Source organism: Streptomyces sp. ITFR-6 (assembly GCF_031844725.1).
In the GTDB taxonomy this organism is placed as follows: domain Bacteria; phylum Actinomycetota; class Actinomycetes; order Streptomycetales; family Streptomycetaceae; genus Streptomyces.
In genome coordinates this window covers 2,600,437-2,611,555 of record NZ_CP134612.1, presented here as the reverse complement: position 1 = coordinate 2,611,555, position 11,119 = coordinate 2,600,437, and the positions used below count along the sequence as shown (strand labels likewise).

General features: G+C 69.1%; 10 protein-coding genes and 1 riboswitch. Of the genes, 5 read left to right on the top strand and 5 right to left on the bottom strand.

The window, feature by feature from the left end:
- Window positions 1–38 precede the first annotated feature (38 nt).
- Window positions 39–175, bottom strand: a riboswitch (cobalamin riboswitch).
- An 87-nt stretch (window positions 176–262) separates the two neighbouring features.
- The 4 genes from RLT59_RS11575 to RLT59_RS11560 form a co-directional block, all read right to left on the bottom strand.
- On the bottom strand, window positions 263–775 hold the full coding sequence (locus RLT59_RS11575) for a GNAT family N-acetyltransferase (RefSeq protein ID WP_311303324.1): 513 nt from the start codon (window positions 773–775) through the stop codon (window positions 263–265).
- Between the two features lie 112 nt (window positions 776–887).
- A complete protein-coding gene (gene mctP / locus RLT59_RS11570) occupies window positions 888–2,516 on the bottom strand; it encodes a monocarboxylate uptake permease MctP (RefSeq protein ID WP_311303323.1) in 1,629 nt (542 codons plus the stop codon).
- On the bottom strand, window positions 2,513–2,719 hold the full coding sequence (locus tag RLT59_RS11565) for a DUF3311 domain-containing protein (RefSeq protein ID WP_311303322.1): 207 nt from the start codon (window positions 2,717–2,719) through the stop codon (window positions 2,513–2,515). Before RLT59_RS11565 ends, mctP begins: the two co-directional genes overlap by 4 nt.
- Window positions 2,720–3,013: 294 nt before the next feature.
- Window positions 3,014–3,784: a GntR family transcriptional regulator gene (locus RLT59_RS11560; protein ID WP_311307690.1), complete on the bottom strand. Its 771-nt coding sequence runs from the start codon at window positions 3,782–3,784 to the stop codon at window positions 3,014–3,016.
- A 281-nt stretch (window positions 3,785–4,065) separates the two neighbouring features.
- On the opposite strand from RLT59_RS11560, the gene RLT59_RS11555 reads away from it, so the two are divergent.
- From RLT59_RS11555 to RLT59_RS11540, 4 genes are all read left to right on the top strand, one after another.
- Entirely contained in the window at window positions 4,066–5,346 is a 1,281-nt protein-coding gene (locus RLT59_RS11555; RefSeq protein WP_311303321.1) for an extracellular solute-binding protein, read from the top strand.
- Window positions 5,347–5,444: 98 nt separating this feature from the next.
- Complete coding sequence (locus RLT59_RS11550; protein ID WP_311303320.1) at window positions 5,445–6,437, top strand: carbohydrate ABC transporter permease; 993 nt, start codon at window positions 5,445–5,447, stop codon at window positions 6,435–6,437.
- Window positions 6,434–7,264 (top strand): carbohydrate ABC transporter permease, encoded by an 831-nt coding sequence (locus RLT59_RS11545; protein WP_311303319.1) that lies wholly within the window; start codon window positions 6,434–6,436, stop codon window positions 7,262–7,264. The genes RLT59_RS11550 and RLT59_RS11545 overlap by 4 nt, the downstream gene beginning before the upstream one ends.
- Window positions 7,265–7,272: 8 nt before the next feature.
- Window positions 7,273–8,829, top strand: a complete 1,557-nt coding sequence (locus tag RLT59_RS11540; protein ID WP_311303318.1) for a glycoside hydrolase family 3 protein — start codon at window positions 7,273–7,275, stop codon at window positions 8,827–8,829.
- A 90-nt stretch (window positions 8,830–8,919) separates the two neighbouring features.
- Here the strand turns inward: RLT59_RS11540 and nagB are convergent, their stop codons facing one another.
- Entirely contained in the window at window positions 8,920–9,705 is a 786-nt protein-coding gene (gene nagB / locus RLT59_RS11535; protein ID WP_311303317.1) for a glucosamine-6-phosphate deaminase, read from the bottom strand.
- A gap of 227 nt (window positions 9,706–9,932) precedes the next feature.
- On the opposite strand from nagB, the gene RLT59_RS11530 reads away from it, so the two are divergent.
- The gene (locus RLT59_RS11530) at window positions 9,933–11,003 is read left to right on the top strand and encodes an SIS domain-containing protein (protein WP_311303316.1); all 1,071 of its coding nucleotides are present in this window, start codon (window positions 9,933–9,935) and stop codon (window positions 11,001–11,003) included.
- The last annotated feature ends 116 nt before the right edge of the window (window positions 11,004–11,119 follow it).

The following is an 11,119-nucleotide window of genomic DNA, read 5'->3' as shown; positions in this document are numbered from 1 at the left end:
CATCCACGAGGCCCGGACGTCTGGGCGTCCGGTTCGGTCGAGCCGGACGCGCTGTCGGCAGGTCCTCGGACTCGGGATGCGCAGAAGCACACCGATCACACCGTTGCGGGACAGTTCCGGATTCGCACCGGATTTCCCTGCGGCGACAGCGAGCACGAGCATACATGTGGGGGCCGCCGGATGAGGCAGCCCCCACATGTTGTGTCGCGTGGCCGTCAGGAGACCGCCCGTGCCGTGTCGCCCGGCCGTCAGGAGGGGCCGGTCAGGAGACCGCCGGGAACTCCAGTCGGTACGTCAGCAGCGAGAGCCCCTCGATCGGATACCAGTCCCTTTCCGGGGTCCGGACGAAGCCGAGGCGCCCGTAGATCCTATGGGCCCCGCGCATGGCCGGCTGCGTCGAGAGCACGATTCCGGTGACCCCCGCGGTGGCCCGTGCGCGGTCGATACAGGCCCGGACGAGCGCCTCGCCCGCCCCGGCCCCGCGCGCCTCGCGGGAGACCGCGAGCATCCGGAACTCGGCCTCGTCCGGCGCCGCGATATCGGCCCAGCGGTTGCCCGGCGGCGCGTAGGTGACCCCGCCGAGGACGCGGCCCCGCGCGTCCGCCGCGACGAGCACCTCGGCCTCCTCGGCCCGCCGGGGGACGTCGCGCAGCTGTACCAGGTACGGATCGTCGGCGCCGTAGTCCAGCAGCCCGTCCCCGAGATAGGCCTCGGCGGTGATGTCGCCGAGGGCGGCGTACTCGGCGGCCTCGACCGGCCTGATGATTATGTCCATGCGGGGAAGTCTGCCGCACCCCTGGGCGGCGACGGCACGGGTTTTCCCCCGGACGCGCGAACGGGCCGCCGCGCCCCCTCACAGGCGGGGTGCGGCGGCCCGTACACCTCGGTCAGTGACCGCCCGGGGCCCCGGCGGTGGCCGGCGGGAGCTCCGTCTTCACACCCGGGTCGCCCGCGTCCGCGGTGTAGTCGGCGGGAGAGGTCTCGTCGAGCCCGGCAGGCGCCTTCACGGCGTTCAGGACGAAGGTGAGGACGACGGTCACCACGATGTTCAGCACGAACGCCGTCAGGCCGATGTAGCCGATCTCGCCGATGCCCGGGATCTCCTTGGAGGACCCGCCGAAGTGCGCCTGGGTGGGGCTGGCGACCCCGTAGGCGGCGGCCGTCCCGTAGACCATGCCGACGGCCCAGCCCGCGAGCAGCGCCCAGCGGTGGAACCACCGGGTGAACAGGCCGCCGACCAGGGCCGGCATCGTCTGGAGGATCCAGATCCCGCCGAGCAGCTGGAAGTTGATCGCGACCGTCTTGTCCATGGTGAGGACGAAGGCGAGCGCGCCGACCTTCACCAGCAGCGATACCAGCTTGGAGACCCTGGTCTCCTGGGCGGGGGTCGCGTCGGGCTTCAGGAAGTCCTTGTAGATGTTCCGGGTGAACAGGTTTGCCGCCGCGATCGACATGATCGCCGCGGGGACCAGGGCGCCGATGCCGATGGCGGCGAACGCCACGCCCGCGAACCAGTCCGGGAACATGTCCTCGAACAGCTGCGGGATCGCCAGCTGGCCGTTGTCCACCTTGACCCCGGCGGCGATCGCCATGAAGCCGAGCAGCGCGAGCAGGCCCAGCATCAGCGAGTACAGCGGCAGGATCGTGGTGTTGCGGCGGATCACGTTGCGGCTGCGGCTGGAGAGCGTCGCCGTGATCGAGTGCGGGTACATGAAGAGCGCCAGCGCCGAGCCCAACGCCAGTGTGGCGTAACCCCACTGGCCGTCCACGCCGGGCGCGAGCGCACCGGTCGGCTTGGAGCCCGGCGGCCCGTTGAACTTCTCCTGCGCGGCGGCGAAGATGTCGTGGAATCCGCCGAGCTTGATCGGGATGTAGATGATCGCCACGGCGATGACCAGGTAGATCAGCCCGTCCTTGACGAACGCGATCAGCGCGGGCGCGCGCAGCCCCGAGGAGTACGTGTACGCGGCGAGCACCGCGAACGCGATCAGCAGCGGCAGGTCCTTGACGAACCAGTGGGTGTTCTCGCCGCCGCCGACGCCCATCACGTCCAGCACCGCCTGGATGCCGACGAGCTGGAGCGCGATGTACGGCATGGTGGCGAGGATCCCGGTGACCGCGACGGCCAGCGAGAGCCCCTTGGAGCCGAACCGGCCGCGGACGAAGTCCGAGGTGGTGACGTAGCCGTGCTTGTGCGAGACCGACCACAGGCGCGGCAGGAAGGTGAAGATCATCGGGTACACCAGGACGGTGTAGGGCACCGCGAAGAAGCCGGCCGCGCCGGCCGCGTAGATCGCCGCGGGCACGGCGACGAAGGTGTACGCGGTGTAGAGGTCGCCGCCGAGCAGGAACCAGGTGACCCAGGTGCCGAAGGACCGTCCTCCCAGGCCCCATTCGTCGAGGCTGGCCTCGTTCTCCGCCTTGCGCCAGCGGGCGGCCATGAAGCCGACGACCGTGACGGCCAGGAAGAAGAAGATGAAGACGCCGAGCGCGATGCCGTTCACGCCGTCCTTCATGCGGACGCACCCCCCTTGCGGGCGCGCTGGTCACGCTGCCACAGCTTGTACGCGATCATCGTGAGTGCGGTCGAGATGAGCACCCAGAGCATCTGGTACCAGTAGAAGAACGGGATGCCGATGAAGGTCGGGTCGACCTTGGCGTACGAACTCACCCAGAGCATCGCCACGAACGGCGCGATGAGGCAGAGGGCGATGACCACCCGTACGGGTGTGACCGTGGGTGGCTTTGCTCCTGGGTCCGCTGGCTTTCCTTCTGGTTCCTCCGGCATGGCGGCGACTCCGTCCCCTCGCTGATCACCGATGTAATGCGCAGGAAATCTAGGCGAGGAATCCGGCCAGCGTCACCCCCTGTCCGCATTGCGGTCCGGCAACGGTGAAGTGGTGCAGACCAATGGTGGTACGAAGCCGCTGCTCCGGGCACGGGACAGCCCCCGTGGAAGCGGTTCCACGGGGGCTGCCGGGGTGCGTCGCGGTCAGTCCAACGGACGACGCGGTCAGTCCAGCGGGCGCTTCAGGCGGGCCACGAACTTGTAGCGGTCGCCCCGGTAGACCGAACGGACCCACTCGACCGGCTCGCCCTGCTCGTCCAGCGAGTGCCGGGACAGCATCAGCATCGGCAGGCCCACGTCCGTGCCGAGCAGTCCGGCCTCGCTCGGGGTGGCGAGCGAGGTCTCGATGGTCTCCTCCGCCTCGGCCAGCCGGACGTCGTACACCTCGGACAGAGCCGTGTAGAGCGAGGCGTACTTCACCAGCGAACGCCGCAGCGCCGGGAAGCGTTTGGCCGAGAGGTGGGTGGTCTCGATCGCCATCGGCTCACCGCTCGCCAGCCGCAGCCGCTCGATCCGCAGCACGCGGCCGCCGGCGGTGATGTCGAGGAGCCCGGCGAGTGTGTCGTCGGCCGTGACGTAGCCGATGTCCAGCAGCTGGGACGTCGGTTCCAGTCCCTGGGCGCGCATGTCCTCGGTGTACGAGGTGAGTTGCAGGGCCTGCGAGACCTTGGGCTTGGCCACGAAGGTGCCCTTGCCCTGGATGCGCTCCAGCCGGCCCTCGACGACCAGCTCCTGGAGCGCCTGGCGCACGGTGGTGCGCGAGGTGTCGAACTCGGCGGCCAGGGTCCGTTCCGGCGGCACCGGGGTGCCGGGCGGCATCGTGTCCGTCATGTCGAGGAGATGTCGCTTCAGTCGGTAGTACTTCGGAACGCGCGCGGTACGCGTCCCGGCGCCCCCGCCCGTCTCGTTCTCCGAACTGCCCCCGTCGACGCCCATGGTCCGCCTTCCCGACTGCTGCGCTGCTGCCGTCACCGGCTCCTCCGTCTGTCGCGGCTCACATGGTGGCACGGTCCGGTCACGGCTCGTCGCCCTCCCTCAGATGTCGGTCCTATAACGGACGCGAGTGCACTTCTTATACACCCTTGACACCCCTAAAGGTCTAGGCCAAGCTCCCGGTACTGGTCTAAACCATTAGAGACCAGGTTCCAGCCCCAGTAGTACTCGTCGACGTGTTTTGCGCGGTGGGCAGGGGTTGCAGCATCCCTGAGGAGGGTGGCGTGAAGCGCAAGCTCATCGCGGCGATCGGCGTCGCGGGCATGGTGTTCGGCATGGCGGCCTGTGGTTCTGACGACGACAGCGGCGACGGCAAGAAGGCCGGTGCCGAAGGATACGCGGGCGAGACCCTGACGGTCTGGACGATGTCCGGCTCGAACCCGCCCGGTTGGACCAAGACGGTCACCGACGAGTTCGAGAAGAAGACCAAGGCCAAGCTGAAGATCGAAGTCCAGGAATGGAACGGTATTCAGCAGAAGGTCACCACGGCCCTCTCCGAGTCCAACCCGCCCGACGTGCTGGAGATCGGCAACACCCAGACCCCCGCGTACGCCAAGACCGGCGGTCTCGCCGAGCTCGGTGACGTGAAGAAGGAGATCGGCGGCGACTGGGCCGACGCGGTCAACGCCCCCTCCGTCTTCGACGGCAAGCAGTACGCCCTGCCGTGGTACTTCGGCAACCGCGTCGTCATGTACAACAAGAAGGTCTTCAAGGACGCCGGTATCACCGAGACTCCGAAGACCCGCGCGGACCTCTTCAAGGCCTTCGACGCCATCAAGAAGAAGGGCGACGCCGAGCCGATCTACCTGCCCGGCCAGAACTGGTACTTCTTCGACGGTCTGCTCGTCGGCCAGGGCGTCGAGCCGGTCAAGAAGGAAGGCGACAAGTACGTCTCCAACCTGAGCGACCCGAAGGTCGCCGCGGCCATGGACGTGTACAAGCAGTACCAGTCCTACTCCAAGGCCCCCAAGGACAAGGACGAGGCCACCCCGCAGCAGGCCGAGGTCTTCGCCAAGGGCAAGACCGGCGCCATCATCGCGATGGGCTACGAGGCCGGCACGGCCATCAAGGCCAACCCGAAGCTGGAGAAGGACATCGGCTTCTTCACCATCCCCGGTGAGACCGCCGAGAAGCCCGAGGGTGTCTTCCTCGGTGGCTCCAACTTCGCCGTCGCCGCGGGCAGCAAGAAGCAGGACCTCGCCAAGGAGTTCCTGCGGATCGCCCTGAGCGAGAAGAACGACGGCGCTCTCGTCAAGGAGGCCGGCTGGACCCCGAAGTCCGAGGCCGGACAGAAGTACGCCGTGGGTCAGCCCGCCGCCGAGGCCGCCGGTCCCGCCGCCAAGGCCGGTGGCACGACGCCGCTGATCCCCGAGTGGGCCCCGGTCGAGAACCCGCCGAACCCGATCAAGAGCTACATGACACTGGTCCTGCAGGGTAAGTCGTCCGCCGATGCCGCCAAGAAGGTCGAGGGCGAGCTCAACAAGCGCCTGAGCCAGCAGCAGTAGTAGCAGCAGCGCGACACACTCCGGGGCGGCGGGCATCCACCCGCCGCCCCGGCTGTACGCACCGTTCCTGTAGGGCTCTGTTGGAAGTGATGACGAGCATGGCAGTAGAGACCAATCCGTCGGACGTGGCTAAGACAGCCGCAGGCCGGGGGCAGGGCGGGCAGCCACCCGCCGCACCGGGTGGGAGACGCAGGCGGAAGCTGGGCGCGGGGGCCGCGGCCTATCTGCTGCTCGTACCCGCGCTCGCCGTGACGGCGCTCCTCCTCGGCTATCCCCTGGTGAAGAACGGCATGCTGTCGTTCCAGAACCTCAATATGGGGCAGCTGATCCGGCACGCCACCGAATGGAACGGGTTCAAGAACTACAAGGAGATCCTCGGCGGTGAGGACTTCTGGCGCGTCACCGTCCGCACCGTCGTCTTCACCGGCGTCAACGTCGCGCTGATCATGCTGTTCGGCACGCTGATCGGACTGCTGCTCGCCCGCCTCGGCAAGAAGATGCGGCTCACTCTGATGCTGGGCCTCGTGCTCGCCTGGGCCATGCCCGTGGTCGCGGCGTCCACCGTCTACCAGTGGCTCTTCGCCTCGCGGTTCGGCGTAGTGAACTACGTGCTCGACAAAATCGGCTTCCACTCCATGGCCGACTACAACTGGACCGGCTCGCAGTTCTCCACCTTCTTCGTGGTCGGGCTCCTGATCGTCTGGCAGTCGATCCCCTTTGTGGCGATCAACCTCTACGCCGCCACCACGACGATCCCCAAGGAACTGTACGAAGCCGCCTCGCTCGACGGGGCCGGCAACTGGAAGAGCTTCACCCAGGTGACCTTCCCGTTCATGCGGCCCTTCCTCTACGCCACGACCTTCCTTGAGGTCATCTGGGTGTTCAAGGCGTTCCCGCAGCTCTTCACCATCAACGAGGGCGGCCCCAACCGCCTCACCGAGACGTTGCCGATCTACGCCTTCGTCGAAGGGGTCGGAAACCAGCACTACGGCATGGGCGCCGCGATCTCGCTGCTCACCATCCTGATCATGCTGGGGCTGACCTCCTACTACCTCCGCATCGTTCTCAAGCAAGAGGAGGACGAGCTGTGAAGCGCTCACTGCTCGGCCGCATCTGGCCCAACGCAACGGCGATCGTCCTCTTCGCCGCTTTCGTCTTCCCCGTCTACTGGATGTTCAGCACGGCGTTCAAGCCGACCGGTGACATCATCACCGAGAAGCCGGTCTGGTTCCCGACCGACGTCACGTTCGACCACTTCAAGACGGCGTACAACGCGCCCGACTTCCTCACGCTGGTCAGGAACTCGCTGACCGTCACGCTGCTCGCGGTCGTGTTCTCGCTGATCATCGCGCTCTTCGCGTCCTTCGCCCTGGCGCGGATGCGGTTCAAGGGCCGCAAGAGCATGATCCTGGTCTTCATGATCGCGCAGATGGCCCCGTGGGAAGTCATGGTCATCGCGATCTACATGCTGGTCCGCGACGCGGACATGCTCAACAGCCTGGTCCCGCTGACCCTCTTCTACATGGTCATGGTGCTGCCCTTCACCATCCTGACGCTGCGCGGCTACGTCGCCGCCGTGCCCAAGGAGCTGGAGGAGTCCGCCATGGTCGACGGGTGCAGCCGCCCGCAGGCGTTCGTCAAGGTGATCCTGCCGCTGCTCGCCCCCGGTCTCATGGCGACCTCGCTCTTCGGCTTCATCACGGCGTGGAACGAATTCCCGCTCGTCCTCATCCTCAACAAGGAGCCCGAGTCCAAGACGCTGCCGCTGTGGCTCTCCCAGTTCCAGAGCCAGTTCGGCGACGACTGGGGCGCCACCATGGCGGCGGCCTCGATCTTCGCGGTCCCGATCCTGATCCTCTTCGTCTTCCTGCAACGCAAGGCCGTCAGCGGTCTCACCGACGGCGCCGTGAAGGGATAACGCACACCATGACCACCCTCGTATCCACCACGGACACCGTCACCCGCGACGCGCTCGCCGTCCTGCAGCCGGGCTTCACCGGCACCACTGCACCGGACTGGCTGCTGCGCCGGATCGGTGAAGGCCTCTCCTCCGTCGGGCTGTTCGGCCGCAACATCGAGACGCCCGGTCAGCTCACCGCGCTCACCGCCCAGCTCCGCGCCGAACGCGACGACGTGCTCGTCGCGATCGACGAGGAGGGCGGCGACGTCACCAGGCTGGAGGTGCGGCACGGCTCCTCCTTCCCCGGCAACCTGGCGCTCGGCTCCGTCGACGACACCGCGCTGACCCGCGCCGTCGCCCAGGAGCTGGGCCGCCGGCTCGCGGACTGCGGCGTCAACCTCAACTGGGCGCCGTCCGCGGACGTCAACTCCAACCCCGGCAACCCGGTCATCGGCGTACGGTCCTTCGGCGCGGACCCGCAGCTGGTCGCCCGGCACACCGCCGCGTACATCGAGGGCCTCCAGGCCGCCGGAGTCGCCGCCTGCACCAAGCACTTCCCGGGGCACGGCGACACCGCGGTCGACTCGCACCACGCGCTGCCGCGCATCGACGTGGACCTGGAGACCCTGCACGCCCGTGAACTGGTGCCCTTCCGGGCGGCGATCGCGGCGGGTTCCAAATCGGTGATGAGCGCGCATATCCTGCTTCCCGCGCTCGACCCGCACCGCCCGGCGACGCTGAGCCCGCAGATCCTCACCGGTCTGCTGCGCGAGGAGCTGGGTTACGACGGCCTGATCGTCACCGACGCCGTGGAGATGCAGGCCATCGCCTCGACGTACGGGATCGAGCGCGGCTCGGTCCTCGCGATCGCGGCGGGCGCCGACGCGCTCTGTGTCGGCGGCGGCCTCGACGACGACAGCACGGTGCTCCGGCTGCGCGACGCGCTGGTCGCGGCGGTCCGTGCCGGTGAACTGCCCGAGGAGCGGCTGGCCGACGCCGCCGCCCGGGTACGGGCCCTCGCGTCCTGGACGCGACGGGCCGGGGGGGCTGTCCCGGAGCCGGGCGCGGCAGTGCAGGAGGGGACCGCGCCCGGCACCGGGGACAGCACGGGCATCAGCTCCGACATCGGCCTGGTCGCGGCCCGCCGCGCGCTCGTGGTGAGCGGCCCGGCCGAGCCGCTCACCGGCCCGGCGTACGTCGCCGCGCTCACCCCGGTCGCGAACATCGCGGTGGGGGACGAGACCCCCTGGGGCGTCGCCGCCGAACTGGCCCGGCTGGTGCCGGGCACCGGTACGGACACGTACGGTAGCGAGCACGAGAACCTCGCCGCCGATGTGCTGCGGGCCGCGGGGGACCGGCGCGTCGTCGCGGTCGTCCGCGACGCGCACCGTCACCCGTGGATGACGGAGGCCCTGGACGCGCTGCTGGCGGCGCGTGCGGACACGATCGTGGTCGAGATGGGCGTCCCCCAGGCCGAACCCCGGGGGGCCTTCCACATCGCCACCCACGGAGCCGCCAGGGTCTGCGGCCGGGCAGCGGCAGAAACGATCGCATCGGCCAAATCAAGCCCGTCCGGCGATTGAGGACAAGGCGTCCACCACGACGCACCCGCACAAACACGAGAGGGGCTGGACACCACCAGGTGCCCGGCCCCTCCCGCGCACCGCAGAAGACTAAATACCCTGCCACAGCGGCTTCGCCGCATACGTGGCGCGGAAGTAGTCCGCCAGCTTCAGCTTCGACGCCGCCGCCTCGTCGACCACTATCGTCGCGTGCGGGTGCAGCTGGAGCGCCGAGGCGGGCACCACGGAGGCCACCGGCCCCTCGACCGTCGCCGCCACGGCGTCGGCCTTGCCCTCGCCCGTCGCGAGCAGGATCGGGTGGCGGGACTCCAGGATCGTGCCGATGCCCTGGGTGATCACGTGGTGCGGCACCTGCGTGATGTCGTTGTCGAAGAAGCGCGCGTTGTCGACCCGGGTCTGCTCGGTCAGCGTCTTGATCCGGGTACGGGAGGCGAGCGAGGAGCACGGCTCGTTGAAGCCGATGTGCCCGTCGGTGCCGATGCCCAGCAGCTGGAGGTCCACCCCGCCGGCCTCCGTGAGCGCCTTGTCGTACGCCTCGCAGGCGGCCTGGACGTCCTCCGCGGAGCCGTCGGGGCCCATGAACGAGGACTCGGAGAGACCGAGCGGCTCGACGACCTCGCGCAGGACGACGGAGCGGTACGACTCCGGGTGGCCCGCCGGCAGCCCGACGTACTCGTCGAGCTGGCAGATGCGGGCGCGCGAGGCGTCCACGGCACCCGAGCGGACCTTGTCCGCCAGTGCCTGGTAGATGGGCAGCGGGGTCGAGCCGGTGGCAACGCCGAGAAGGGCGTCGGGCTTACGGCTCAGCAGGGTGCCGATGGCCCCCGCGATCAGTTCGCCGCCTGCCTTGGCGTCCGGGACGATGACAACTTCCACGCGGGGCCTGCCGATCTGGAGTGAATCATGTGGTATAGACCAATCGAAGTCCTAATCTAGCAGACCTCGCCCACCCGGACGAAGCCCCCGGGCACCCGCCGGGCGAACCGCGGCCGGCGCGTCCGCAATCCCGCCGGGTGCCGTCCGCTGGCGGCCCCTCGGTGCCCCGTGTTCGACTTGGGTACGTCCCAGCCGACGCATCGGCACATCACCGGGAGGCACCAGACATGTCCGCCACGTACCCGGCAGGCGAGGGTGAGATGCCCGGCCGGATCATGTCCGGCGAGATGGCCGAGCAGCCCGCGATGCTCCGCCGCATCCTCGACGACGGAGCTCCCGCCATCCGCGCGGTGGCGGCCGAGATCGCCGCGCGCAAACCGCGCTTCGTGCTGCTCACCGCCCGAGGCACGTCGGACAACGCGGCGCTCTACGCGAAGTACCTGATCGAGATCACGCTCGGACTGCCCTGCGGTCTGGCCTCGATGTCCACCACCACCGCGTACGGCGCGAAGCCGGATCTCAAGGACGTCCTGGTCATCACCGTCAGCCAGTCCGGCGGCTCGCCCGACCTGGTCGCGTCCACCAGGGCCGCGCGGGAGGCCGGTGCGGTGACGCTGGCGGTGACCAACAACCCGGACTCGCCGCTCGCCGCGGTCTCCGAATACCACATCGACATCCTGGCGGGCCCGGAGAAGGCGCTGCCGGCCACCAAGACGTACACCGCCTCGCTGCTGTCGCTGTACCTGTTCGTGGAGGGGCTGCGCGGCGGCGACGGGAAGGCGGCCGCGATCCTGCCGGAGCTGGCCGAGGCGGTCCTGGCCCGCAAGGACGAGGTCAAGGCCCTGGCGTCGCGCTACCGCTTCGCCGAGCGCATGGTCATCACCTCGCGCGGCTACGGCTATCCCACGGCCAAGGAAGCCGCCCTGAAGCTGATGGAGACGAGCTACATCCCCGCTCTCTCCTACTCCGGCGCCGATCTGCTGCACGGACCGCTCGCCATGGTCGACAACATCTCCCCGGTGATCGCCGTGGTCACCGACGGCCGGGGCGGCGAGGCCCTCCAGCCGGTGCTCGACCGGCTGCGCGGGCGGGGCGCCGACCTCTTCGTGGTCGGCCCCAAGGCTCAGGTCGCGGCGGCGTCCGCGGGCTTCGTGCTGCCGACCGCCGGGGTCGCGGAGGAGGTCCAGCCGATCCTGGAGATCCTGCCGCTCCAGATGCTGGCGTACGAGGTGACGATTGCCCGGGGCCAGGATCCTGACGCTCCGCGCGCACTGGCGAAGGTCACGGAGACGCGCTGAGAGCCGTCCCGGGAAACACCCGGCGGAGACGCGCTTCTGGGGAAGCCGCCCCCGGAAACACCCGCGGGCCACGGCGCCGGGCCGGGACCCTCAGCCCGACCAGCACCGCAGCCCGG